14 protein-coding genes are annotated in these 25,558 nt (G+C 63.7%); 1 reads left to right on the forward strand and 13 read right to left on the reverse strand.

Going from position 1 to position 25,558, the window contains the following annotated elements; genetic code table 11:
- Positions 1-18 precede the first annotated feature (18 nt).
- The 8 genes from HFL01S_RS22225 to HFL01S_RS22260 form a co-directional block, all read right to left on the reverse strand.
- Complete coding sequence (locus HFL01S_RS22225; RefSeq protein ID WP_066262926.1) at positions 19-729, reverse strand: 4'-phosphopantetheinyl transferase family protein; 711 nt, start codon at positions 727-729, stop codon at positions 19-21.
- The gene (locus tag HFL01S_RS22230) at positions 729-5,363 is read right to left on the reverse strand and encodes a MupA/Atu3671 family FMN-dependent luciferase-like monooxygenase (protein WP_066262928.1); all 4,635 of its coding nucleotides are present in this window, start codon (positions 5,361-5,363) and stop codon (positions 729-731) included. The genes HFL01S_RS22225 and HFL01S_RS22230 overlap by 1 nt, the downstream gene beginning before the upstream one ends.
- A gap of 32 nt (positions 5,364-5,395) precedes the next feature.
- Complete coding sequence (locus HFL01S_RS22235; RefSeq protein ID WP_066262930.1) at positions 5,396-6,388, reverse strand: glycosyltransferase family 2 protein; 993 nt, start codon at positions 6,386-6,388, stop codon at positions 5,396-5,398.
- On the reverse strand, positions 6,385-12,834 hold the full coding sequence (locus HFL01S_RS22240; RefSeq protein ID WP_218008663.1) for a type I polyketide synthase: 6,450 nt from the start codon (positions 12,832-12,834) through the stop codon (positions 6,385-6,387). The genes HFL01S_RS22235 and HFL01S_RS22240 overlap by 4 nt, the downstream gene beginning before the upstream one ends.
- 86 nt (positions 12,835-12,920) lie before the next feature.
- Positions 12,921-13,868 (reverse strand): ExeA family protein, encoded by a 948-nt coding sequence (locus tag HFL01S_RS22245; protein ID WP_218008664.1) that lies wholly within the window; start codon positions 13,866-13,868, stop codon positions 12,921-12,923.
- Positions 13,846-14,904, reverse strand: a complete 1,059-nt coding sequence (locus HFL01S_RS22250) for a glycosyltransferase family 2 protein (RefSeq protein ID WP_066262934.1) — start codon at positions 14,902-14,904, stop codon at positions 13,846-13,848. The genes HFL01S_RS22245 and HFL01S_RS22250 overlap by 23 nt, the downstream gene beginning before the upstream one ends.
- A gap of 59 nt (positions 14,905-14,963) precedes the next feature.
- Complete coding sequence (locus HFL01S_RS22255; protein ID WP_084383566.1) at positions 14,964-15,719, reverse strand: WecB/TagA/CpsF family glycosyltransferase; 756 nt, start codon at positions 15,717-15,719, stop codon at positions 14,964-14,966.
- Between the two features lie 129 nt (positions 15,720-15,848).
- On the reverse strand, positions 15,849-16,814 hold the full coding sequence (locus HFL01S_RS22260) for a glycosyltransferase family 2 protein (protein ID WP_066262939.1): 966 nt from the start codon (positions 16,812-16,814) through the stop codon (positions 15,849-15,851).
- A gap of 380 nt (positions 16,815-17,194) precedes the next feature.
- Between HFL01S_RS22260 and HFL01S_RS22265 the strand changes: the two genes are divergently transcribed.
- Entirely contained in the window at positions 17,195-19,567 is a 2,373-nt protein-coding gene (locus HFL01S_RS22265; RefSeq protein ID WP_369407759.1) for an AMP-binding protein, read from the forward strand.
- 135 nt (positions 19,568-19,702) lie between these two features.
- On the opposite strand, the gene HFL01S_RS22270 is transcribed toward HFL01S_RS22265, so the two are convergent.
- From HFL01S_RS22270 to HFL01S_RS22290, 5 genes are all read right to left on the reverse strand, one after another.
- The gene (locus HFL01S_RS22270; RefSeq protein WP_066262949.1) at positions 19,703-21,238 is read right to left on the reverse strand and encodes an O-antigen ligase family protein; all 1,536 of its coding nucleotides are present in this window, start codon (positions 21,236-21,238) and stop codon (positions 19,703-19,705) included.
- A 134-nt stretch (positions 21,239-21,372) separates the two neighbouring features.
- Entirely contained in the window at positions 21,373-22,227 is an 855-nt protein-coding gene (locus HFL01S_RS22275) for a CpsD/CapB family tyrosine-protein kinase (RefSeq protein WP_084383567.1), read from the reverse strand.
- Between the two features lie 14 nt (positions 22,228-22,241).
- Positions 22,242-23,843 carry a Wzz/FepE/Etk N-terminal domain-containing protein gene (locus tag HFL01S_RS22280; protein WP_066262953.1) on the reverse strand — a complete coding sequence of 534 codons (1,602 nt, stop codon included), beginning with the start codon at positions 23,841-23,843 and terminating at the stop codon, positions 22,242-22,244.
- 14 nt (positions 23,844-23,857) lie between these two features.
- Positions 23,858-24,958 (reverse strand): hypothetical protein, encoded by a 1,101-nt coding sequence (locus HFL01S_RS25460; protein ID WP_169802367.1) that lies wholly within the window; start codon positions 24,956-24,958, stop codon positions 23,858-23,860.
- 2 nt (positions 24,959-24,960) lie between these two features.
- Positions 24,961-25,521 (reverse strand): polysaccharide biosynthesis/export family protein, encoded by a 561-nt coding sequence (locus HFL01S_RS22290; RefSeq protein ID WP_066262955.1) that lies wholly within the window; start codon positions 25,519-25,521, stop codon positions 24,961-24,963.
- Positions 25,522-25,558: the final 37 nt, after the last annotated feature.

The following is a 25,558-nucleotide window of genomic DNA, read 5'->3' on the forward strand; positions in this document are numbered from 1 at the left end:
TCGGCGCGCAGCGTTCGTTCATGAGGCAGGCCCGAGCAGCCAGGCCAGAACCAGGCCGTCGCGCGCGAGCAGGGTGCCTTGCCGGCTGCACCGGGGAAGCGGGGCGCCGTCAGAGGTGGCGCGCACCACAAAACCGGTCGCATCCGCCGAGAACGTCACCTGCACATCAAGGAAGTCCAGCAGGCGCTCGGTCTGCGGGTACTGCCACTTGTAGAAGGCCTCCTTGGCGCAGAACAGCCGGGTCACCCGCCGCCCCCGCTCGTGTGGTGGCAGCTGATCGAGCAGGGCCAGTTCTTCGTCGGTGCAGAGGCTCGGCCAGAGGTCCGGCCCCATGGCCCGGTCTTCTTCGATGTCGATGCCCACGGCGTGCACCTCGTGCCGCCAGCCGACCACCCCCACGCACACCCGCCCGCCGTGCGCGATAGAGCCCGTAAGTCCGTCGGGCCAGACCGGTGAGCGGTCGGGGGCGCTCGGAATGGCTTCAGGAGCGCATCCGATCTGCTGCATCGCTGTGCGTGCCGCCTGGCGCCCGGCGGCGTATTCGCGCTGCCGGCTCGGCACAGCTTTCAGGATGGCCGTGCGTTCGGAGGGCCAGAGCAGGTTCGGATCGCCGTCAACACCTGTGCAGGCCACGCCAATACCCCCGCCAAGAGCCCGCGCCAGCTGCAGGCGCAAGGGCTGCAGCAGCAGGGGCTCTGAGGGGGGCTGGAGGCATTGAGCGGCGTCCATCAGTCCTGAGGCAGCTTGCTACCCGAGCGCATGGCGCGCCGGCGCGACATTGCGTCGGCCCGCATCTGCGCGCGCTCCGTGGATTCCGCCGCGGTCTCGGCGGTGTCGCGGGGCTTGTCGTCCAGGTGCTGCGCCAGCGCCGAGAGGGTCGGGAAGCGGAAGATGTCGGTGATGCTCAGGCGGGGGGTGTTGAGTGCCTGCTTGATCTCGCGGTGGGCCTGAACCGCCAGCAGCGAATGACCGCCCAGGGCGAAGAAGCTGTCCTTAGACCCGATCTGTGGCACGCCCAGGATGCGGGACCAGATGGCCGCGATCTTCTGTTCGACCTCGTTCTCGGGGGCAACGAAGGCCTCGGTGCGCTCGCGCTGGGTGGTCTGGGACGGCGCTGGCAGGGCCTTGCGGTCCACCTTGCGGTTGGGCGTGAGCGGGAACTCATCGACCACCACGAAGTGCGCGGGCACCATGTGCTCGGGCAGCCGGGTGGCGGCCCAGTCGTGCAACTGCTCGGTCGACACGCCTGTGTCGGCGCGCAGGTAGGCCACCAGGCGCACGTCGCCCGGCTGGTCTTCGCGGGCCACCACCACGGCCTGCTGCACGCCATCGGACGATTCGAGCACCGCCTCGATCTCACCGAGTTCGATGCGGTAGCCACGGATCTTGACCTGGAAGTCGGCGCGACCGAGAAAGTCGATGCGCCCGTCCGCGCGCCAGCGCGCCAGGTCACCCGTGCGGTACATGCGGGCACCGCCGGGGGCGGCGCACTCCGGACGCACGAACGGGTCGGCCGGGAAGCGCTCGGCGGTGAGGTCGGGGCGCTGCCAGTAGCCGCGCGTGACCCCGTCGCCACCGATATACAGCTCGCCCGGCACCCCCACCGGCACAGGTTCCTGGTGCTCGTCCAGCACGTACATCTGCGTGTTGGCAATCGGACGACCGATGTTGACGATGCTCTCGCCGGGCCCCGCCGTTTCTGTGGACGACCAGATGGTGGTCTCGGTGGGGCCGTACATGTTTTCGATGGTGGCTGCACCGAGCTGGGACAGTTCGGCCACCAGCGAACCGGGCAGGGCCTCGCCGCCGATCATCAGGTGCTGCACCTTGCCCAGCGCCAGGCGGGCCTCGTCGTTCATCGCGATCATGCGCGCCATGCTGGGCGTGCACTGCAGGTGGGTGACGCCGTGTCGGACGATCTGGGCCGCGATGGAGAAGTCGTCCGGTGCCGGGCCTGCGCCCTCGTTGGACCTGCGCAGCACCTCCGCCAGCGGGTAGAGGCCCTCCATGACCTTTTCGGACGGGATGCCGTAGTCGATCAGGCAGGCGATTTCGTGCACACCGATGCGCTTGAGCTGCTCCACGCGGTCCAGGCAGTCCTCCACCGTGCCGAACAGGCCGGAGTCCTCGAAGTAGCGCTGGAACGCAAATTCCAGGATGCCTTCGAGTTCCTCGGCGTCGAGGGAGCGGATGTCGATTTCGGCCGGGTTGGTGACGCCCTTGGGTTTCTTGAAGGCGGGGAAGGCCCAGGCGTACTGCTTGATGAGGCCTGCCGCGCTGCGCAGGTAGTCCTTCATGGGGCCGCGCGCGGTTTCGCGGGCCTGCTCGCGGTCGCGCGCCACATAGGTGTGCAGCATCAGCGTCACCGTGAACTTGGCCGGGTCGTGGCCGGCCTCGCGCAGCGCCTGGTGGTAGAGGCCGATCTTCTCGGCCACCTCGTCGATCGTCTGACCCAGCAGGTGGGTCAGCACGTTGGCACCCACCCGGCCGGTGTCGCGCCAGGTCTCGGGGTTGCCGGCGGTGGTGACCCAGATCGGCAGCTCCTTCGACACAGGGCGCGGTTGCGTCTTGACCGGGAACGTGCCGCCGTCCTTGGTGGGGAAGTCCACTGCCTCGCCCCGCCACAGGCGCCGGATCTGCTCGGTGGCATCGAACAGGGCCTGCCGGTTGGCGGGTGGCGTGTTCTCAGGGCGCAGCACGAAGTCGTCCGGGTGCCAGCCAGACGCCACCGCGAGCGCGGCGCGGCCATTGGTCAGGTTGTCGATCACGGCCCACTCTTCGGCGATGCGCGCCGGGTGGTGCAGCGGCACGACGCAGCTGCCGGCGCGCACGCCGATGTTCTTGGTGACGGCCGCGACAGCGGCGCCGGTCACCGAGGGGTTGGGGTAGGGGCCACCGAAGGCGTGGAAGTGGCGCTCAGGTGTCCACACCGCGCAGAAGCCATGCGTGTCGGCGAACTTGGCGCCTTCGAGCAGCAGCTCGTACTTCTTGGGGCCGGCGCCGTCGTCGTTGCCCCAGTAGTAGATGGAGAAGTCCATCTTCTGGCCGCTGGCGATGCGCCCGGACGACACCAGCGCGCGGTTCTCGTCGCTGCTGAGCACCAGCTTGAACCCGCGGGCCAGCGTGTAGAACAGTTCGAGCACCGAGATGTCGAAGGACAGGCTGGTGACGGCCAGCCACACGCCCGGCGGATCGTGCCGGATGCGGTCGTCCATGCCGCGGAAGAAGTTGGCCACGTTGCGGTGTTCGACCATCACGCCCTTGGGGCGGCCGGTCGAGCCCGAGGTGTAGATCATGTAGGCGATGTCGGCCACGCTCACGCCGCTGGCCGGATCGGTGTCGGGCTGGCTGGCGATGGCGGGGTCCTGGTCGATCACCAGCACCTGGGCCTGGTGGGCGGGCAGGCTGTCCACCAGCGTCGACTGGGCGACGATCACCGGCGCGCCGCTGTCCTCGATGTACAGGGCAATGCGGTCGGGCGGGTAGGCCGGGTCCAGCGGCACGTAGCCGCCACCCGCCTTCTGGATGGCCAGGGCACCCACCAGCAGGTCCAGCGAGCGGGGCGTGTACAGCCCGACCAGGGTGCCGGGCAGCACGCCCATGGCGATGAGGCGATGGGCCACCTGGTTGGCGCGACGGTTGAGCTGTGCATAGCTCAGCGCCTCGCCTTCGAACACCACCGCCGTGGCGTCGGGCGTGCGCAGAACCTGTTGCTCGAAGAACTGGTGCACGCAGGTCTGGCGCTCGTAGTCGCAGCGGGTGTCGTTCCAGCCATAGAGCACCTGTTCGCGCTCGGCCTCGCTCATGACGGGAAGCCGGCCCAGCCGGGTGTCCTGGGCGCTGGCGTCGGCCAGAGCGTCCAGCACGCGCTGCAGGCGCTGGCACAGGGTGTTCGCGGTCTCGGCGCTCAGGCGCGTTTCGTCGTACCAAAGGGCGAGGCAGCCGTGTGCGGCGACCTGGATCGTGAGGGCCGTGCCGTCGATGCCGGCCGTGGCGACACCTGTGGCCAGACCGACCTGGGGCACGGTGAGGGACTTGATCGCCGGGTCGCGGGCCACCAGGTCGAGCGCGAAGGCGGGTGTCTTGCGGGCTGCCGCCAAGGCGTCCGTGCACTGGGCCGAGAACGCCGAGAACGGTGTGTCCCCTGCGGCGTCGAGGCGCAGCGGCACCCAGGTCGAGAGGAAGCCAGGGGCCTGCGTGATGTTCGCGTCCTGGTAGGCTAGGTCGAAGCGGTTCTTGCCGCTGACGCGTGCGACCCAGGCCGCCGCGGCGGCCAGCAGGCGGTCGCCGCCAAGGCTGGCGGGCGCGTTCAGCGGCAACGAGCGCCAGAGGCTGGGTGCGGTCGATGCGGACACCAGCGGCAGATCGACTCCTTCGGGCGCCTGCAGGCACTTGCGCCAGGCGGCTTCACCGGCGACGACGCGTGCCATGGCATCGGTGAGGGCCGTCGTGCTGGCGGCGTCGGGCAGCGGCAGGCGATCGCCCGCCTGTGCCACGGTTGTCGGGCACACGGCGAAGCCCTGGGTGTCGCGCAGGCCGGCCAGGCGCACCGGGACCGAACCCGTGCCCACCACCAGTCCGCCCATGGTGGCTTCGAGCACCTCGCCCGGAGCCGCTGCAGCGCTGGCCTCGACCGCCGCCGTGGCCACCAGCAGCACCCGGTCGCCGACCACCAGCTTGGGGCAACTGATCGGGTTCCAGTAGCTGCCGTGGTCCAGCGCCGCCACCAGGGCCACCACATCCTCGGCAGGCCGGGACAGGTCGATGCGGGCCGCTGCGGCGGGCCGGTCCAGGCGCGCGTGGTAGGAGCGCTGGCTCAGGTCCTGGGGGCGGCGCTGGGGACCGGCACCGTGCAGATCTGCCAGCAGTTCGGAGAAGCTTTCGATGGCTGCTTCGTAGCAGCGGGTGTTCAGCGTGAGCGCCGTTTCGTTGGGCGCCATGTCGAACAGGCGCTGCTTGACGATGTCGCCCTCGTCGATGCCGCCTTCGATCATGTGCCAGGTCACACCGTGCTGACGCTCCCGCGCCAGGATGGCCCAGACCGGTGCGTTCAGGCCGGCGTGGCGGGGCAGGGGACCATCGTGGAAGTTGATGGCGCCACGCGTCGCCTTGGCCAGCACCGGCTGGGGAATGACCGACAGGTTGGCGATGCTGAAGAACCAGTCGAACTGCAGGTCGGCCAGGCGCTCGGCGAGTCCTTCGCCAGGCGCCTCCACACGCAGCCTGTGGTTCGCCGCCCACGAGCGGATATCGGGGTTGCGGGTGATCACCGCGCCGATGCGGTCACCCGCGCGCATAAGTTGTTCGGCACATTCGATCAGCAGGGACTCATTGCCCATCACCACACAGGAAAAACTGCTCATGGGGGACTCCGGGATTGGTCAGTTCGGAAAGATCAGGAGGAAGCCGCTTCGGGGCGGCCAACCAGCCGCCGGTGCCATGCGCAGCGCAGGGCGTGCGACACCAGGTCACCAAGGAAGCGCTCGGGCTGGTCAGAGCGCTTCTTCTGAAAAAGTCGGCGGACTCTGAGGATCAGGGCACCCGCCACATGGGCCAGCGTGGCCAGGGCCGCGTAGAACACGCCATGGTTCTTGGTGAAGTACCACAGCCGCGAATCGAACCAGAACGGGGGGATGCGCTTCCAGGACTTCATGCCGGTGGACACCGAGCCGATGTGCATCACGCGGCTTTCCGGGAGGTAGACGGACCGCCACCCGGACCGGTGCGCCCGCAGGCTCAGGTCGGTCTCTTCGAAGTACAGGAAGAAGCGCTCGTCGAACCCGCCGGTCTCCTCAAAGACGCGGTGGCGCACCATGAGGCTGGCCCCTGCCAGCCAGTCCACCACCTGCACCTCATCGGACTCTGGCAGGGCCACGATGTAGCGGCGCAGCAGGCGCGAGATAGGGCCGGTGGCCGCCGCGTGCTCGAACTCGCTGAACACGGTCGGAAAGCGGAACGCCGTCTGGTGGAAAGCGCCGTCTTCGCCGTACAGGCGGCTGCCGGCAAAGCCCACATGGGGATGGGCGTCCAGATACTCCGCGAGCACACGGATGGCGCCGGGCTCGGGAAAAGCGTCGGAGTTCAGGATGTAGACGTAGTCGGGCGACGAGCCGTCGGGCAGGCCCTGGCGGACTCCGAAGTTGTTGCCTGCGCCGTAGCCGCCATTGCGACCGGACTGCACCACCCGCACGCGGTTCCAGCCGCGCTCCCGGACCGCCTGCGTGAGCTTCTCGAACGATCCGTCGCCCGAATCGTTGTCCACCACGGTGATGCCACCTTCCAGACCATCCATCTCGCGCAACGCGGCCTCCACCGACCGCAGCGTGAGCTCGGGCGTGCGGTAGTTGAGCACGATCGTCAGCACGCGGGTCTTGGTGGCCTGGCTCATGAGCGGGCCTCGGGTTGTCGGGTGGCCTCGATGCAGTCCCGCATCAGGCCCGCCAGCACGCGCACATTGGGTTCCAGCACCATGGAGTCGTGATCGCCGGGCACCTCCAGCACGCGCAGCGACGGCAGATAGCGGGTCCAGTCGTTGTCGGCGGAGACATATTCGCGTTCGGCCGAGACCCAGCGCCCACCTGTCACCTTCCAGCGCAGGTCAAGGGGCGGGCGGAAAAGCACGGCGTTGCCGTTCCAGACCTGCAGACGGTAACGCGGCAGGGCGCCCAGGAACGCGGCCTGGATGGCCTCGTTGTTCAGCTGGTTCGCGCGGGGCTGGATCGGTGCCGTATTCCGGTTGCGCAGGCGCTTGAGTTCCCAGTCCAGGCGCCCGCGCGCCCAGGTCCAGAGGTAGCCCAAGCCCTTCTTGCGCAGCTCCGCCAGCTTGATGATGGACTTGTCCACGCGGTTGATCTGGGGCCTGACCGGCAGCGGTGTGTCCAGCAGCACGAGCAGACGGACCTGCTCGCCAGCCGCTTCCAGCTGGCGGGCGATCTCGTAGGCGGTGATGCCACCGCCCGAGAAGCCGCCCAGAAGGTAGGGGCCACGTGGCTGCACCTGGCGCATCTCGGCGATGTAGTCTGCCGCCGCCGCTTCAAAGGTCTCGTGCGGTGCCTGGTCGCCATAGAGACCCCGCGCCTGCAGGCCGTAGAAGGGCCGTTCGGTGCCGAGCAGGCGCGCCAGGTGCCGCAGGTTCAGCACGTTGCCGAACATGCCAGCCACCAGGAAGAACGGTGTCTGTTCGCCGCCTTCGCCGTCGTGCATCGGCACCAGGTGGACAAAGCGGCGCCGGGCGGGCGTGGCCGCGCTGGCTTCGCCGGCGGGGGCGTCCGATGCACCACCGGCGTCGCCGATGCGCTCGCGGATCAGTGCGGCGCACAGGGCGATGGTGGGAGCCTCGAACAGCACGGAAATCGGGAACTCGACCCGGTACGCCTTCTTGATCATGGCGAACAGGCGCACCGCGATCAGCGAATGCCCGCCCAGATCGAAGAAGCTGTCCTGCACGCCCACCTGATCGACGCCCAGCAGCTCTTCCCAGAAACCGACCAGCGTGCGTTCCACATCGTTGCTCGGCGCCACGTAGTCGCTGTCAAGGTCGGGGCGCTGGAATTTCTGGCCGGACGCCACATCGGCCTGCGCTACCTCGCTGGCCTTGCGCACCAGCGCGTCCAGGCTCATGGACGAGACGATGACCTGCGGCAGGCCCGTGGCCAGCGCGCGGCCAAAGGCATCGGCACCTTCGTGCGGCAGGATGCCTTGCGACATCGCGTGCTGGAGTTGCTCTTCCGCGGGAGACAGCCGGGTCTGGGCGTTGTCTCCGGCACTCTTCTCGAACACCACTTCGCGCGCATCAAGCCGGCTGTTCGAGGCGGAGAAGCCGCCTTCCTGCAGCCGCTTGATGGAGAAGCCGCGCACCTCGACGCAGACCTCGCCCTGGGCGTCGCACAGCGTCACATCGAACACGGCAAAGGGCGCGTCGGCGTGGTTGGCCTGGGCATTGCGCGCCCAGCTCCAGACGGTGCCGGGCATGGGGCGGTGCACCTTGACCGACTGGTACGACACCGGCACCCAGAGGTGGTCGGCCCGGTACCCGTCGATCAGGTGCATGGCCCAGCCGGTGGCCAGGTCGAGCAGGGCGGGGTGCAGCAGGTAGCCGGCGCTGAGATCGTCCTCAAACGCAGGCGGCAACTGCAGCAGCGCGATGCCTTCGTTGTCACCATAGGCCGAGGAGCGCAGCACGCGCCAGCGCGGCCCGAAGTTCAGGTGTTCTTCTTGGGGTGACCTCAGACCATCCGCGGCTTCGTCCCGCTGGCGGGCGCAGCGGGCCTGCAGTGCAGCCGTGTCCACCCGCGCGGCGGCCGGCAGCGCGCCCGGCACCAGCGTGGCCTGCGCATTGAGCTGGAAGCCCTTGCGCCCTTCGTACTGCACATCGCTGCGCACTTCCAGGGCATAGCCCTCGTCGCTGCGCGCCAGCTTGACGCGCACCTCGCGCGTCTGGTCGTCGTTGACTTCCAGCGGGCGGAAAAAATACAGGTCTTTGATGGTGAACGGGCCGGTCTCGCCATTGCCTCGGAGCGCTTGGGCCGCCAGCTCCAGGTAACCCGTTCCGGGCAGCAGGGCCTGGCCTGCCTTGGTGCGGTGGCCATCCAGGATCCAGCGGTTGCTGGTCTGCCAGCTCGCGGTGAACAGCCGGTGCCCGGCTGCGTCGAAAGTCGCCTCGTCCAGCAAGGGACTGCCGGCGGGATGTCGCGGGGGCGGCGCGGCGTCGCCCAGGCGGCTGGCCATGGCCTTCGCGGCCATGCCCACTTCGTTCCAGATGCCCCAGTCGATGGCCAGCACCTTGGTGCGCTGCCCGGCGCGTCTGGCGGCGTAGGCATTGAGGTACTCGTTGGCCGCCACGTAGTCGACCTGCCCAGCGGGTGCCGTCACCGTGCTGGTCGACGAGAACAGCACCAGCCAGTCGATGCTGCCGTCCGGGAACAGGTCGTGCAGGATCTGCACCCCGTGCACCTTGGGTGCGAACACCTCTTCCACACCGCCCGAGGTCTTGGTCAACAGCGGGCCGTCGTCCACGACGCCCGCAGCATGGATCACCACCTCGATGCGGCCGAAGCGCTGCCGCGCCTGTTCGGCGGCATCGCGCATGTCCTTGACGTTGCAGACATCTGCCGCCACGACCATCACTTCCGCGCCCAGGCCCTGCAGACGGCGCACGGCCGTGATGCGCTGGACCACCGGGTCCAGGGGGTCGTTGTTGCGCAGGCAGGCGTCCCAGGTGTCGGTCGGCGGCAGGGGCTGGCGCGCGAGCAGCACCAGGCGCGCCTGCTTCTCGCGCGCCAGTCGCTCGGCCAGCGTCAGTGCAATACCACCCAGGCCACCGGTGAGCAGGCAGACACAGCCCTTGGGGAGTCCGGCCAGCTCTTCGGACGGCGGAAGGGGCAGGGGGACGTGCGTCAGCTCAAAGCGCTTGTCTGACCGGATCGCCGCCACGCAGTTGTCAGGGGCAGCAAAGAGCTCCTCCAGCACGCGATCGGTCAGGGACGCCCAGTCCTGGGCATTGGGTTTGGCGCGCCAGCCCTTGTCGACAGTGGGCAGCACCAGGTCCAGCACCGAGCAGGTCAGACCCGGCAATTCCCGCGGGGCGACCTTGGCCGGTCCCATCAGGGTCGACTTCTCCGGGTAGCGCAGTGTTTCGTTGCGCACGCGCACGGCGTCGGAGCTCAGCACGGTCAGGTGCTGGGGGCGCGGCAGGTTTTCTTCTGCAATCGCCTGGACCAGGAACAGCAGGCTGAAGAAGCCCTGTTCGATGTTGCGGTGGAAAAAACTGCTGCCGGGCCGGAAGCGCTCTTCCTGGGTGACCAGCCAGGCGTGCACGATGTGCTGGGGCGTGTTGCCCGAGGCCACCAGGTCGCGCAGCAGTTCGTCGTAGCCCTCGCGGCCGCGTTCCGGCGCCAGCAGGTACTCGGTGTCATTCAGCCGTGCAAAGAGGTCACCAGCTCGAACTACCGTGACGCGGTGGGAGGCGTCTCGCAAGCGGGCCACGAGCCGGTCGGCAAGGCCTGCTTCATCAGCGAACACCAGCCAGTTTTGAGGAGACGTTTGGCCCAGGTCCAGGGTCACGTCGATGTCGACATTGGCCTGCCGCGGGCGCCAGCGGGGCTGGTAGCCCCATGCACCGACGTCGTCGGTGCGCAGCAGTTGCGGCGCCTCTTCCGCTGCGGTCCGGGCCTTGCCGGGCTCGATGAAGTAGGGCTTGCGCTGAAAGGCGTAGGTGGGCAGTGGTACCCGCAGCCGGCGGGCTTCGCCCCAGATGGGCTCCCAGTCCACCCGGACCCCGTTGGCCCACAGACGGCCCAGAGTGCCCAGGAACCACACGTCGTCGGGCACCGCGTGCTCCGCATGGCGCAGCGAGTTGATCACTTGGGAGGAGGGGACCCCGTTGGCCTGGGCCAGCGAGCCCAGTGCCTTGCCGGGGCCGACCTCCAGGTACACCCGTTGACTGCTCTTCTTCAGCGTGGCGAGACAGTCGGCGAACTGCACCGTGTTGCGCAGGTGCCGAACCCAGTACAGCGGATCGGTCGCGTCGGCCGCACTCAGCGGCTGCCCGTCGCGGTTGGAGATGATGGGAATCTTGGGCGGGTTGAGACGGATGCTTCGCAGATAGGCCTCGAAACGGCCCAGGATCGGCTCCAGCATGCGCGAGTGCGCAGCAATGTCGATCTGTATGCGCTGCGGCTCCACCTCGCGCGCGCGCAGCCGGGCTTCCAGCTCGTCCAGCGCGGCCTGCGGGCCCGAGACCACGCACAGTTCCGGCGCGTTCACGCTGGCCATGTCCAGCTCCGGCCCCAGCAGGCCGCGCACCTCGTCCGCAGCCAGCGGGACGCTGAGCATCCCTCCCGGCGGCACCGTGTCGAAGAGCCGGCCGCGCAGAAGCACCAGGCCGATGCAGTCCTCGAACGACATCACACCCGCCAGACACGCCGCCGTGTTCTCGCCCATGCTGTGCCCGACCATGGCCGCCGGTTTGACACCCCAGGACATCCAGAGCTGCGCCAGCGCGTACTCGACGATCATGATCAGCGGCAGCTGCACCGAGGGCTGCTTGAGCTTCTCAACCGCTGCCGCGTGGTTCTCGGCGTCGGGCAGCCAGAGGGCCCGCACGTCGTAGTCCAGCTGCCGCTGCAGGATCTCCAGTCCGCGGTCCATCCAGTCCTGGAAGACAGGTTCGGTTGCATACAGCTCTCGAGCCATGCCGGCGTACTGCGCGCCGCCGCCCGGGAACATGAACACGACCTCCGGATCGTCTTCCAGATGGGTGTGGGTGAATACCCGCCGGGCGTCGCTGCCTTCCAGCAGGGCGGCCGCTTCTTCATGGCTCTCGGCCACGAGCACACGCCGGTGCTCGAATGCGCGCCGACCTTCCTTCAGCGTGAACGCCACGTCAGCGAGGGCCTGCTCCGGGTGGGCCCTGAGGTGGGCCGCCAGTGCCTTGGCGTTGGCATCCAGCGCGGCCCGCGTCCGGCCCGACACGACCAGCAACTGGAAGGGCCAGTCCGACGGGGGAGAGGGCTCGCGCGCAGGCGCTTCCTCCACAACCGCGTGGGCATTTGTACCGCCCACGCCCAGCGAGTTCACCCCGGCGCGGCGTGGACCTTTGTGCGAGTGCCAAGGACTCAGCGCATGGTTGACCTGGAACGGGCTGGACTCGAAGTCGATGGAGGGATTGGGCTTCTCATAGCCCAGGCTCGGCGGGATCTCCCGGTTTTTGAGTGCCAGCGCGACCTTGATCAGGCTCGCGACCCCGGCCGCCGTGTCGGTGTGGCCGATGTTGGTCTTGACCGAACCGATGCGGCAGAAGCCGCTGTCCTGCGTCGTCTCCCGGAACGCCTGGGTCAGGGCGGCCACTTCGATGGGGTCGCCCAGGTAGGTGCCGGTGCCGTGGCATTCGATGTAGTCGATGGTGTCGGCGCTGATGCCGGCCACGGCCTGCGCTTCAGCGATCGCCTTGGCCTGGCCGTCCACGCTCGGCGCCAGGTAACCGGCTTTGGCCGCGCCGTCGTTGTTGATGGCCGTTCCCTTGACGACGGCCCAGATGTGATCCCCATCCTTGAGTGCATCGGCCAGGCGGCGCAACACCACCACGCCGGCACCCGAGCCGAACACGGTGCCCTGGGCACGGTGGTCGAAAGCGTGACAGTGCCCGTCGGGCGAGAGGATTTCGCCCTCTTGAAAGATGTAGCCGCGAGCGTGGGGAAGTTCGATGGTGACCCCGCCTGCCAGGGCCATATCGCACTCCCCCAGCAACAGGGACTGGCAGGCATGGTGCACCGCCACCAGCGAGGTCGAGCAGGCAGTCTGTATGTTGACGCTGGGACCCTTGAGGTCAAAGATGTGGCTCACCCGGGTGGACAGGAAATCCTTGTCGTTGCCGGTGTGGCGCAGCAGGAACATGCCCGTGCTCGCCACCAGGTCGGGGTTGGAGCAGATGTTGAAGTAGAAGTAGCTCCCCATGCCACAGCCTGCATACACGGCGATGGGGCCGGAGAAGGTCTCGGGTGGGTGCCCGGCGTTTTCCAGCGCCTCCCAGGCCACCTCCAGAAACTGGCGGTGTTGGGGGTCCATGATGGCCGCTTCTTTGGGACTGAAGCCGAAGAAGTCCGCGTCGAACTGTTCGAACCCGCCCAGCGGTGCTGCGGCTGGCACATAGTTGCGGTGCCGCATGCGTTCGGGGCTTTCACCCGCAGCCAACAACTCGCTTTCGCTCAGCCGCCGGATGGACTCTACCCCCTCCCGCAAGTTGGACCAGTAGGCCGTCAGGGAGGCTGCGCCTGGTAGATGGGCGGCCATGCCGACAATGGCAATGTCGTTCGAATCTTCTGAAGGCGTGGTCACACAGATCTCTCAGGTATGGCACCCGGTCCTACTCCCATCGGGTAAACCATTATGACTCAACAATTTGTTACTTTATGTGAGGCAACTCACACTTTTGGGGGATCTGATGCGGGCGGAAAGTTGCTGTCACCCCATTGGCTGTTGCTGGCCTGCCCAATGTGGAAATTGGTGTCTCCCAACACACCATAGTCGCTGCGGTCCCGCAGCACCTCGTCGATCACCTGCACGTCGATCAGCCTGGCTTCGGACGCAAACCCATACACCAGGGCCATGTCGCACAGAATGTTGATGCTTCGGGGAATGCCGTGGGTTGCTTTGGCAATCTTGGCCGCTGCGTACGGCGTGAACAATTGCCTGTCACGGCCGGCCACTTTCAGCCGGTGCTCGATGTAGTCTCCGACCTCGACCGTGTTCAATGGAGAAATGAAAAAATCAGCCGCCACTCGCTGGGCGAACTGCTGAAGTTCGGGGCGCCTGAGCAAATCGCGCAACTGGGGTTGCCCCACCAGCACCACTTGCAGCAACTGGTCCTTGTCTGCATTGATGTTGGAGAGCATGCGCAGAGATTCCATCGCTGCCGAGCTCAGGTTCTGTGCCTCGTCAACGATCAGAACCACCCTGCGATTCTTCCCGTACTCACCGATGAGGTAACGCTGAAAGGCGTCGTACCGGGCAACTGGCGACAGGCCATCGTAGGGGAGGCCAAAGGCCAGCATGATCCACTCTGTCAGGTCGGCCAGGTCGGGATGGGTGTTGGTAACCAGCCCCACTGACACTTCCTCCCCGAGTTCTCGAAGAAGCCGGCGAATCAAGGTCGTTTTGCCGCAGCCGATGTCGCCACAGATGACCGTGAAACCAGCACGGTTGTATATCGCGTACTGCAGCATCGTGTAGGCGAGCGAATGCCGCTTGCCCATGTAGAGGAAGTCCGGGTCAGGCTGGATGGAGAGCGGCTTCTCTCGAAGCCCATAAAAGTTTTCGTACACGCTGAAGCCTTGAAAATTGCGCTGTTTACCAGTGTCCTGCTCCCACACCCTTCGCCATCTTGATTTGTGCATTGATGTACACGACGAGATCAAATCCAAAGCCCAGGACGAGGACGAATATCTGCCGTGGATGCAACAGTTTTTTGGGCTGCCGGGCGATGAATCCGATGCGTTTTGTCAGGTAGTGCAATGGAATCCACCCATACGGCCATTTCGGGAGCTGGGAGCGAATGACCTCAGAGAGCCAGTTGTCCTGACTTGCTGCCGCTGCCAGAGCGGCGCGACGCTGGGGCAGCGGAACGGCGCGCAGAGCCGTGAATGCCGCGTTGTTGATGGCCGACCCGATGACGATGCGCGTCTGGTGCTTGATCAATGCAAGGACTGATCGTTCAGAGGCGAAAACATGAAAGACATCGCCCCCGTCGATTCTTGAAAAGTCTTCATCGGCAGTCAGGGCATCGGTCAGAATCATTGCACGAAGAAAACCATCCTCGACGGCCAGACCGACGGGCATGTGCAGGACGCGTGCTCTGGCGGATGGCATGGCATACAAAGACCCGCAGATGGCTGTCTTCCAGTCGTTCAGCGTTTCGCTTCCCATGGCGATGGCCTTGTCCAGTAAGCCCAGGTTCTCAGGTCGGTAAACGATGTCCTTGATGGGATGCGAGTTGAACGCATGCAGCGCGGGATTGGATGTCAGCCCCTTCACCAATCTCAACAGGCTGTCCGATTCGGGTATGTCGATATCGGCATCCATGAAGATCAATACTTCTGCGTCTGGCCGACTCAGTTCGTGGACGTATCGATTCCACGTTCTGGACTTCCCGCCTTGCGCCAACTCGGCCACTTCGACTCTTGCGCCAAGCGGGGAGTTGGTCCCTGACTGGGCGAATGTGCGCGCCAGCTCGGCCGTGTCGTCCGTACATCCATTGGCGAGCACCAATACACGGACGTCCAGACCAGCCACTTCCTGGCGCATGAGTTCCTGGAGTGTTCGCGTGATTCCTCCGGCCTCGTTGTGCGCAAATACACCAACGTCTACTCTGATGATCGTGTGCCCCATGTTGTTGCGCTGTGATTGCATTGGCCTCAGAAAGATTGATCCAAAGGAAAACGAATTCCTCTGGGGATTCGCGAGCAGTGTCAGTGACGAGAGGCCTGGGCTTGGGGTTTGAAGCAATCCCTTAGCAGCAAACCCAAGCCGGCCGGGTAGTAGACCAGATAGCGCCTCCACAAGCGACCGGGTTCTCGTGTCAGCCGGAACAGCCACTCCAGCCCAGCGTTCTGCATCCATTGGGGTGCACGGCTGCCTTTCGGGCCCAGAATTTCAAAGCTGCCGCCAATGCCCGAAACAACCAGTCCAGGCACGGCCTTTTTCAGCATGAACGCCAGCTGGTCCTGTTTTTTCCCACCCAAGGCCAGGAAAGCCATTCTCACCTGCTTCTCAAGCAGTGCATCAGCAAATTGTTGAACCTGCTCAGCACTCAGATCCACGCGTCCATCAAACAGATACTGGCAGGCTCGAACGGCAGACTCTCCATACCGCGCCAGTGTGGCTGCCGGATCGACGCCACCAATCACCGCGTAGGCGGGAATGTTGGGAAGCCTGAGGTAGGCATCCACCAGGTCCACGCCCGTCGTACGCTCCGGAATGGCTTGATCCGGTCCCTTGAACCGGGACGCCCAGACCAGAGGCATGCCGTCTGCGGTGATGATGTCCGCCTGGGACAGGAGGTCGTGGTAGCTTGGTTCGCGTGCAAGGCGTGCAAGCATTTCTGTATTGAGTGTGACAACCCAGGCCCCCTTTTTCTGGCGTATGCGCGCAAGAATGTCTTCCAGCGTTTGCTTCATGTGTGCTCGCGAGACGGGCAACCCGCACAGGACGCAATGTTCACTCATGGTTGGTATTCCGGTTGGGCCGAGTCGAAAGGGTTGAGGAGGGCGACTTCAGCCTGTCGGCCAACATCCCGTTTGCAAAAGGTCTGCACCATTCCACCGCCGGAGCATGGTCCTTTGCGTATTGTCCACCTACTTGTATTCGATGATCTGGCGGGTGCCCCCCCCAAGGCGCGACAAGTGGAACTTCATGGCGCCCCAGGCCTCAGCGAATTTGCCCAGAATCATGAAGGTGCTTTCGCGGGCAGAGCCGCTTCGAATCAGCAAACGCACCCACTGGAGGGGGTAGAGGGCAGCAAGCAGTGCAGCAGGGGGACCAGCCAGGAGCACGGCCAAGACGGTTGACATCGGCAACAACACCCCCCAGAGCCAGGCGCGGCGGGCCTCCCGCACCCAGAATCGTTCGGGTGACGATCCGTGTAACCATGCCCCTTCGGCGAACGCATGTCCTGATCGCACCGTGCGCACCCACCATTGCCGCAAGTGCGTGATGTTTGCATCGTGCAGCGTCATGTCTCTGTCAAGCCGGTGGATGCGCCAGCCTGCCTGACGCAGACGAAAGCACAATTCCGGCTCTTCGCCGGCGATCATGCTGTCACGGTAGCCTGAGGCGGCCTTCAGCGCGTCGACCCGCATCATGGCGTCACCACCACAGGTCTGGGTGTCGCCGATGGGGGTGTCCCATTCCCGGTCGCACATTGCGTTGTACATGGAGCGTTCAGGGTGGCGCTCGCGGCGTCTGCCGCACACCACGGCATACGCTGGATGCTCCATCAGGAAACTGTGCGCCGCCTCCAGCCAGCCAGCGACCACTTCACAGTCTCCATCCACGAACTGGACAAGGGTGACGTCGGGGAACTGTCGAAGCAATTGCCGGAAGCCTGTATTTCTTGCTCGCGCAGCGGTGAATGGTTGCGACATGTCGAGATCAACGACCACCGCACCCATTTTGGAAGCCATCTGGCTGGAGCCATCGGTGGATCCGGAGTCGACGTAGACCACGGCGGGCACTGCTGGCAGCAGAGACAGCAGGCACCTGCGCAGCCGCTCCCCCTCGTTGCGCCCGATCGCAACCACGCCCAGCTTGTGTTCTTGCATGTGAATTGACTTCCCGATGACCGGGAGGGCGACATACGCAACGCCTTCCGCATTTGCCGGAGTTCAGAAGTATTAAAACTTCCGTTCGATCCTAGCATTGATCGCGAGGCCATCCGGAGCATCTGCCATGGCTCTCTCGGGCTCGTCGTTCGCGGGCCGTGACCGCCTATGTGGCCTGGAGAACATGGCAACTGATGCAGACGCGCAACGCCTCATGGCTTCGCTGCGGAGCCTGTAAGCGTTTCGTAGTGCCGGTGCTATGCTGCCGGCGAGCTTCCTCCGCGTTGCGTGTCAATGAACCACAGGTACTGAGAATGCAGATATCAACGTTGCGTGCAACCGGTCTGATTCGGCGAAATTCCCTCTCTTTCATAGAGCATGTGTTTGCGCTGAACGAGAAGCGCCAGCCACTGGTCAGTTTTCAGGATGAAGCATCGGCCAAGGAGCCGGTGGGCATCGCGATCGATCAATGCATCGTTCCCGAAACAGGGGGCGGCTGGTTCCGGCAGCAGCATGCATTGATCCGTGACGATCTTCCAGCCCAGGTGACCTTCACATCGGGAACCGAAGGCAAACCCAAGGGCATTGTTCTCAGCTATGCCAACCTGGCAGATGCAGCCGACAGGATCATCGACCAGATGCAGCTGACGGTGGAGGTTCGCGAGTACGTCGGGGTTCCCGTCACGCACAGCTTCGGCATGGCGCGCATTCGCGTCATCAGTGCGGTGGGTGGGCAATCCTTCATTCCCTCACGCGGCTTCGATCCTCTGGAACTGGCGCGCATGCTGGAGGCTGGCGAAGTGAATTCGCTTTCGGCGGTGCCGACCCTTCTTCGGATCCTGCTTCAGAAGCCGCAGGTCATCGGTGCGGCGGGAAAGAAGCTTCGCTGGATGGAGATCGGGTCCCAGTACATGACCGCCGCGGAAAAGCGGGGTGTTCGTGATCTCTTTCCCAATGCGCGAATCATCCAGCACTATGGATTGACGGAAGCTTCGCGCAGCACGTTCTTGCAGATTTCGGACGTCTCGGACGACTTGCTCGAATCGGTGGGGCATGCGGTTGGAAAAACCGAAGTGGGCATTTCTCCTGAGGGTCGCATCCGGATACGCGGCCCTCACGTGGCTCAGTGGCGTATCGAAGGCGACCATTTGAAGGCGCTGCCGGGCGCAGATGGCTGGCTGGTCACCGGCGATCTGGGGCATTTGAAGGGCGGCTACCTGTTCTTTGACGGAAGAGCCGACGATTTGATCAACAGCGGTGGCGTGAAGATCAATCCGGACCTCCTGGAGGAGAAGATCGGCAATCTGCTGCCGCAAAGCGGGCGGCTGGTCGTGGCCAAGGTGCCCGACGCCATGCGCGGTGAGGGCGTCCTGGTGGTGGCGGAATCGGCGGACATGGATCCCGCTCAATTGCAGACTGCCTCGAACGAAGCGTTGAAGATGCTCGGTCTGGAGGTTGGAGATGCCTTGCACGTCAAGGTCATGCCCTCCATTCCGCAAACGGCGACTGGAAAGCCGTTGCGCCGCGTGTTGACAGAGGCATTCGTTGCTGAGAGCAAGGACACTCGAAGAAAACCAGACCTTCGAAACTCTGCCGAGCAGCCAAAGGCTGCGGATGTCATGGGTTTCTTCCAGCAATTCTTTCCAGGACGAAAGATTGATGCAGGCGCTAGTTTCGAAGCGCTGGGTGGCGATTCGCTGGGCTATATCCAGTTCTCAATGGGATTCGAGGACCGGTTTGGCCCACTGCCCAGCGGATGGGAAGCGCTGACGGTCGCGCAATTGCAAAGCAGCGTTCAGTCTGCACCAAAAAGCGGTTTCGTTCGCTTGGAGGCCGCCACGCTCACGCGGGCGTTCTTCATGATCTGCATCGTCGCTTTGCATTTGGATACCTTCGTCTACAGCAACAACTGGGGCGCCGCCTACTTCTTGTTCCTGCTCGCTGGCTACAGCGTGATGCGCTTCCAGTGGCCGGAAATCAGCCGAACCGGCAAGGTGAGCACGATATTGGGCACGGTGGTCCGAATTGCTGTTCCAACAGTCATGGTGGTTGCTGCGCTTCAACTGTGGGCGCACGAGACAGAATTGAAGCCACTCCTGCTGATATCGAACCTGTTTGATCCACGCGAATATCACGTTGCATATTTCTATTTTGCCGAAATATACATGCAACTGCTGCTTCTGATTGCCTTGTTGTTTTCATTCAAGGCGGCGAGGGATGCATTCAGGAGGAGCCCTTTGGTCAGCGGCACGGTGCTGCTTGCTTTTGCGATGGTGTTGAGCTATTTCACAGAGCTTGTCTGGGACACGAACTACATTTTCCACCGCACTCCGACCTGGTATTTGTGGACAGTGGCGTGCGGCATGTTGATCGCCAGTGCTGGCGCACGTGATGTGCTGACACGCCTGATGGTCATGATCATCGTGTCGATCGCTGTGGTGATGCACCATGGAATCACGTCAGCAACTTATTACATCTGTGCAGGCTGTTCGCTGTTGCTGTTTTGGCCCGAAATTTCAGTCCCAGCTCCTGTCAAACGGGTGATTGGTGAAATTGCCGGAGCTTCCATGTTCATGTATCTCAGTCACTACCAGGTCAAATCGGTGGTGACCCGGCTGTTTCATGGGCCGATGCCTTGGGTAGCCCTGTTTGCTGCGGTGGTTGCAGGCATTGTGTTTGCTCGGGTTTATTATTGGAGCGAAGGGCGTGTACTGGCTTTGGGGCGGCAGCAGGGATGGTGGGGAAGGCAGTAGGCTATTCTTTGATCAGGTTCAGTGGGATCTGCTCATTCGCTTGAACAAAGAGGAAGGCAGTTTGCTTGCCCGGGCAGACGTCTTGAGCAGTTTGCTCCAGCGAAGTGGCGCAAATATACCGCCCAATTTGCAGGCTTAGCTTTGTTGTAGAGCTGGACCGATGGCCGGTGATGGAGCAGACGGTGCACGAACCTGATCTCTGACCACACCGGTGTATGCCACGCACAATCCAATGAGCGACCAGTACACCACCGGGATAGCAATGATGCTGCTTACCGTGTAAATGATGAACATGATGGCTACTACCGTTGAAAACAGCGCTCTGCCCATGACCGCAATCCGTGGGGCCATCTGACGCGCCATTCGTGTGTGCTGGCGAAGTTGATTGAGTGCGCTCAGGAAAATCCCGAGAAAGAGCACCAAACCAAGCATTCCGGAGTACAACGCAACACCCACATACGAGTTGACCACATCAATGATGCCTTCGCCTTGCATCATGACCTGAAGCTCTGGTGCGCGAAGAAAATCGAACGAACCCAGCAGGAAGTGACGTTCAATGACCGGCAGTGCTGCGGTGAGGAGGTTGGCCCGGTATTCGACATTGCCCTGATCGGCCGTGCCGATCACAGGCAGCATGTCGATCAGCAACTGGCCACTGGGCAAGGCGCTCAGAACCAAGAATGCCGCCAGGATGCCCAGGCAGAGACCACCCAGTCGCTTGAGGGCTCTCGGGCCCATCGCCAAGTAGACAAGAACAAGAAGCAACGCGCCCACCCAGGGGCCTCGCGATATGGAGGCAACAATGCCTCCAGCCAACACCGACATGCCAAGAAGTCTCTGCGAGGGCTTCGCAATCGCCTTGTTCAAATAGAAGATGAAACCCAGGGCGACAACCAGTACATAGCCAAGGACGATTGAGTTGCCCACAGACGCGTTGGGTCGCAAGAGTCCTGATCGCATCAGATAGCCACCGAACATCCATTCGTTCACGCCCAGTGACCCTAGGACGGCTGAATACAGCTTCCAGCTTCGGAGGATTTCGAAGGTAGCAACCAGAGACAGGATCATTGATGCAACGACGAATCCAGTCATGGCGTGCCGGAGTCCCTCTTCGTTGCGAATGCTCCTGCTGGCCACGTAGTACGGCAGAAAGATGTCAATGCACAGCGACAGGACGGTCCGGAGCCCGCTGGTGACATTGCCAGGGCGAAATGCAAGCAACGACATGAGAGCGAGGTAGCCCAGCACCCACCAATCCACTGGCGAGCTGCCCAGGCGAGGTGTGCTGGTCCGTTGCAAGAGCGCGAGCGCCACCGGCAGCAGCAGAGTCACACCTAGCAGTCTGTAATGGTCCAGCACCCAGAGGTGGTCGATGATGCCCAGTCCTGGTATTTCCGCCGGTACCGGCGGAGATGCGAACAGCAGCACAAAGTACAGCCCCATGACATGTTCTTCGCGCCTCCGGTAGAGAAGGAGCAAGGCCCCGGTGACCAGGATGCAAACCCACACACTGTTTGAGAGAAACAGTGCCAGCGTGGCTGCCACCCAGAGATTGCGCCAGCGTCTGAACGTCGCCTCTGGAATCAGTTGAAAAACCGTGCCTCGGGCCACCTGGAAGAACACCAGGCTGAGTGCCATCAACACGATCAGCGCACGCAGATGTTCAGCCATAGCAGGGAGGTCGTGTGCTCACGGGATTGGGGCGGTGATACAGCCCGAAGGCGGCCATCACGGTGGACGGCCACAAGAAACAAGTGGCGCATCGGCTGCGTGTGGCCAAGGCGCTGCCTCTCTGGGGTGAGAAATCAGTAGTAGGCGTTCTGGGTGGGCGACTCGTCCTTGTTCAGAACGACACCCATCAGGTTGGCTTTCGAAAGCCGGCTCATGGCTTCCTCGACTTCCGTCTGTGTGGATACACCACTGCCAACCACCATCAGAACGCAGTCAACACGAGGAAGCACGCTCATGACGTCATCTGCCGCCAGAACCGGTGGCAGATCGAAGATCACGATCCGGTCGCTGTAGCGCTCGCGCAGATCCTTGATCAACTTGCCCACCTTTGCAGATGAGAGCAACTCCGACGCACCACTGACCGGTTGGTTGGTCGGCAGCACAACAAAACGCTCAAGACCGGGGTTGACCAGCGCCTCTGCGAGGTTTGCGTGCCCGTCCAGAAAATCGTTGAGTGACTTCGGGCGGTTCAGTCCCAGGGAGCGGGCAACGCTGGGACGGCGCAAGTCGAAGTCCACCAGCAGAGCCGTGCGGTTGGTCTGCTGGGCAATGCTGATGGCCAGGTTGATGGCAACCACCGTCTTGCCGGACTCGACGCTGGGAGACGTGATCGCCAGTGTCCGCCAGCCGGACTCATCCATTTTCTGGAGCACCTGCGTCCGCAACACGTCGAACGCCCAGCTTGCGGGGTGGGCCTTCTGATGTGCGACGACTCGATGGCGTTCCAGATGTGCGGGATCCAAGGACACCACGGCTGTCTGCGCATACTGCACGGCGCCCAGATCGTCGGGCGTGTCTTCTTCCCTTTCGGGCGAGTCGAGCTCGGCGGACATTCCTGCGTCGCCGTGGTGCGACGAACGGCTGTCCGGCAACAACAGATCCGGCCTGGAGGCCTTCGCCTTCTCGATTGCTAGCTTGATACGTTCCATGTGACAGCTTTCCTTCAACCCAGATGGGAGAACAAGGAGATCAATAGGGTCTGAAGGGGGATCACCAGGAAATGGACCACTGCAACTCCAACCAAGGCGAGGACTGCGGCGAGCTTTACAAGCCGCTTTCGCAACAGTTGAGTGGACTGGATTTCATTGGCCGTCGTGATGTACGGCACCACTACCATGGGGCGTTGACCCGTCAGGGCTGTGAGCGAGTTGACGCCGCGCACACGCGCGAAGATCAACTCCAGCACGACAACAACGGCCGCTGCAGCGGCCAGCGCAAGGAAAAAGCCCAATGCGACGATCTTCCGGCGATCTGGCTTGATCGGGTATTCGGGCAGCAAGGGAGGCTCGAGCAGGGTGAAGCGCTCGCCTTGCTGTCCGCCTTCCAGGTTTTGAACGATCTGAGCGGAAAGTTGCTTGGACCGAAGGTCTTCGTACTTGGCCCGGGTGGCCTCGTAATCTCTTTGGAGGGCAGCCAGGTCCCGTTCCACCTGAGGGGCACGTGACACCTGCGCTCTTTGCTGGGCAATGGCGCTGCGAAGGCTTCGTTGTTGCTCTGCCAGCAGGTCTGCACGCGCCCGGGCGGTGCGGCTCTGCGCTTCAAGACGGGACACGGCCAGCTTGCCCTGTGCAGCGATGGCGTCGCGGGTCGGGCTGCTGGCGGTGACTTCCGAGCGCACGGCGCGCTCCAGAAGATCAATCTTCTGCCGCTGCGCCCTCACATCCGGGTGGTCATCGGTGTAAGCGCCCCGCAGGCGGGCCAGCTCTGCTCGGGCGCGTTCCAGATCCTGTTCTACGGCAGATGGGCCCGATGGAGTGACTGTGCCGGGCGCCAGCACACCTGCTCGCGCCCCCGCCAGCTCCACTTCCAGCGTTTGCAACTCGTCCAGCGCCATGCGGTGCTCGCGCTCCGCGGCTCGCAAATCACTTTCGAGCGCCTGAATGTTGGTCAGTGCAACCACCTGACCGTCTTCCGAGGCGCCGCCTTGCGAACGCTTGTAGGCAGCGATGCGCTGCTCCAGGTTTTCCAGCTGCGTCTTGACGCGATCGGCTTCCTGACTCAGAAATTCGTTGGCTCTTGAAGCCTGCTCGACCCGTTCTCTCACGCTGCTTTCAAGAAACAACTGAACCAGTGCGTTGGTGACTTCCAGCGCTTTCTCCGGCTCACTGTGCTGGAAAGACACGTTGAATGCCAGGTTGTTGGTGGGCCGTTCCCACGCCGGCATGTTTCCAACCTGCACATTGACACCAATGCTCGCGCGCATCGCGGTGGCTATGTCGGTATCCTTTAGCACGACGCCTGGAGGCGGCTCAAAAACACGATGTTCGGCTGCAATGCGTAGCAGGCTCTCGCGGGTCATGATCCGCTGGCGCAGAGCCTGAACCCGTTGTTCAGCGTTGCCGCCCGAGGGCGGCTGCACCACATCTCCTGCAATCTGTGGCCCCTCCACCAGCAGAGTGCCGCTGGCCTGGTAGGCGCGCGGCAGCATCAGCGCCACCACCACCGAGGCGCCGATCACGACAACAAAGGTCAGGACAATCACCCAAGCACGGCGTCGGATGATGGACAAGTAGTCGTTCAGGCTCAGTTGGTAGTCGGCCGGCATGAGGGATCGTGAAGTTAGAAGTCGGGGTGCGAATACACCAGCCCAATGGCCACCGAGTGGCCTTTGGCTGTGGGGCCGCCAGAGGGTCTGGCGCGTCGCTGCTCCAGGCTCATGGAAACGGCCCAGAACCTGGTGATCTCGGACTGGATCCGTGCGTACACCATGGACCCAGTGTCGCGGTCTCCGTCCAGAGACTGGGCATGGCTGAGACCCAGGGAGAAGGATGTATTGATGGTGAGAGGATAGGTGGCAGAGGCGTCGAATACCTGTGAGCGCGTGTATCCCGCCACCACCCCGTCTGCGCTGACCTCGCGGGACCATGCCACGGCATAGCCGATGCGCTCCCCCGTGTAGGTCAGGCGCAGAGCGCCGACAGGTGCCGTCTTGCCTCTCACGGTGTTGGTGCGTACCGCTCCTGCCGCTGCGTTCAGAACAAGGCCTTCGCTGAGGTCTCTTTCGTACCCGAAGCCAAGCTCGCTGCGGGACTCCCGCACACGATCTCCGTCGGGGGTCAGGCGAGAAGCACCTGCCGTCAGCGAGTACCGTGCGTTGGAGCTCGCAGAAATGCGATAGGCGATCGACCCACTGGTCTCCCGGTGATTCACCAGCAGCGGCGTGTCGTAGGTGACGCGGGCATGCGAGAGATCCACCTCCAGGGCAGTTCCAGCCGTCAGGTTGTAGGTCCAGGTGCCACCAACGGCCCCCGTACGTTCCTTGCTGTCCAGCGTCACCCGGCCAAAATCTGCAAATTCGGTTTCGCGGGTGGACGCTTCCTCCAGGGAGGCCCGGAGTCCAAAGACCGCCACAGGGCTTTCGTTCTCCCAGAGCACGCGGACGCTGGGCAAGCTGCGATTGGCGCTCAGATCGGTGTTGCCAGATCTTTCTACCAGCGCACCGAGCGACAGCTCGGTGCTTGAGGCCCCTTGGGTGGTCCGCAGCGTGTACTGCGGGTGCAGTCTGAACAAAGTGACACTGCCACGGCTCTCTGGAGCCAGGTCCGGGTTGCTGATCCGAACGGCCTCCAAGGGGACGGTCAGCGAATTTTGCGCCAAGGCAGGAGACCAGGCGATGGCCTGGAGGACGAACGCCAACGGGGTGGTGAGTCTTGCGTTCATGATCATGGAACCAGAATGGTGTCGCCGGGCATCAGAACCACGTTGGTGTCGAGCTGGTTCCCTTTGACCAGATCGTCGTAGCGAACCGGCAGCACCCGGTTGCCCTGCGGAGAACTGCGCAATACCCGGATCGAGTTGCCGTCGGCAAACCGATCCAGCCCACCGACCTGACTGAGCATTTGCAGCGCGGTGGTCTCTGATGACATCAGGGTCACCGCTCCGGGGCGCACCACTTTGCCGAGCACAAACACCTGATTGCCGTCCGTGGCTGTAATCGCCACGGTCACAACGGGCTCAGGAATGTACTTTTTGAGTTTCTCGGCCACCTTGGCCTCGACTTCCGGGGTGCTCAGGCCCACCACCGAAACGCGCCCCGCCAACGGAAAAGTGATGCTGCCGTCGGGCAGCACGCGCACGCCCATCCGCAAAGCCTCGTCCTTCCAGACGGAGACCATCAATGCGTCGCCATGCCGCAACTTGTAGGCAGCGTCAGACTGCGCCATCAAGGAACTGCTGGCTGTCAGCAAAACAGCGGTCGTCACAAAGCTGGACAGAACAGACATGGCAATCTCCAAGAATCAGAGCTGTTGCAGGGAACCC

The sequence above is a fragment of the Hydrogenophaga flava NBRC 102514 genome (assembly GCF_001571145.1).
GTDB lineage: Bacteria > Pseudomonadota > Gammaproteobacteria > Burkholderiales > Burkholderiaceae_C > Hydrogenophaga > Hydrogenophaga flava.

What these genes read in the sequence shown, in the direction of transcription:
- HFL01S_RS22225 (WP_066262926.1), bottom strand. Translation starts at nt 729, where the DNA reads ATGGACGCCGCTCAATGCCTCCAGCCCCCCTCAGAGCCCCTGCTGCTG.
- HFL01S_RS22230 (WP_066262928.1), bottom strand. Translation starts at nt 5,363, where the DNA reads ATGAGCAGTTTTTCCTGTGTGGTGATGGGCAATGAGTCCCTGCTGATC.
- HFL01S_RS22235 (WP_066262930.1), bottom strand. Translation starts at nt 6,388, where the DNA reads ATGAGCCAGGCCACCAAGACCCGCGTGCTGACGATCGTGCTCAACTAC.
- HFL01S_RS22250 (WP_066262934.1), bottom strand. Translation starts at nt 14,904, where the DNA reads ATGCAATCACAGCGCAACAACATGGGGCACACGATCATCAGAGTAGAC.
- HFL01S_RS22255 (WP_084383566.1), bottom strand. Translation starts at nt 15,719, where the DNA reads ATGAGTGAACATTGCGTCCTGTGCGGGTTGCCCGTCTCGCGAGCACAC.
- HFL01S_RS22260 (WP_066262939.1), bottom strand. Translation starts at nt 16,814, where the DNA reads ATGCAAGAACACAAGCTGGGCGTGGTTGCGATCGGGCGCAACGAGGGG.
- HFL01S_RS22270 (WP_066262949.1), bottom strand. Translation starts at nt 21,238, where the DNA reads ATGGCTGAACATCTGCGTGCGCTGATCGTGTTGATGGCACTCAGCCTG.
- HFL01S_RS22275 (WP_084383567.1), bottom strand. Translation starts at nt 22,227, where the DNA reads ATGGAACGTATCAAGCTAGCAATCGAGAAGGCGAAGGCCTCCAGGCCG.
- HFL01S_RS22280 (WP_066262953.1), bottom strand. Translation starts at nt 23,843, where the DNA reads ATGCCGGCCGACTACCAACTGAGCCTGAACGACTACTTGTCCATCATC.
- HFL01S_RS25460 (WP_169802367.1), bottom strand. Translation starts at nt 24,958, where the DNA reads ATGAACGCAAGACTCACCACCCCGTTGGCGTTCGTCCTCCAGGCCATC.
- HFL01S_RS22290 (WP_066262955.1), bottom strand. Translation starts at nt 25,521, where the DNA reads ATGTCTGTTCTGTCCAGCTTTGTGACGACCGCTGTTTTGCTGACAGCC.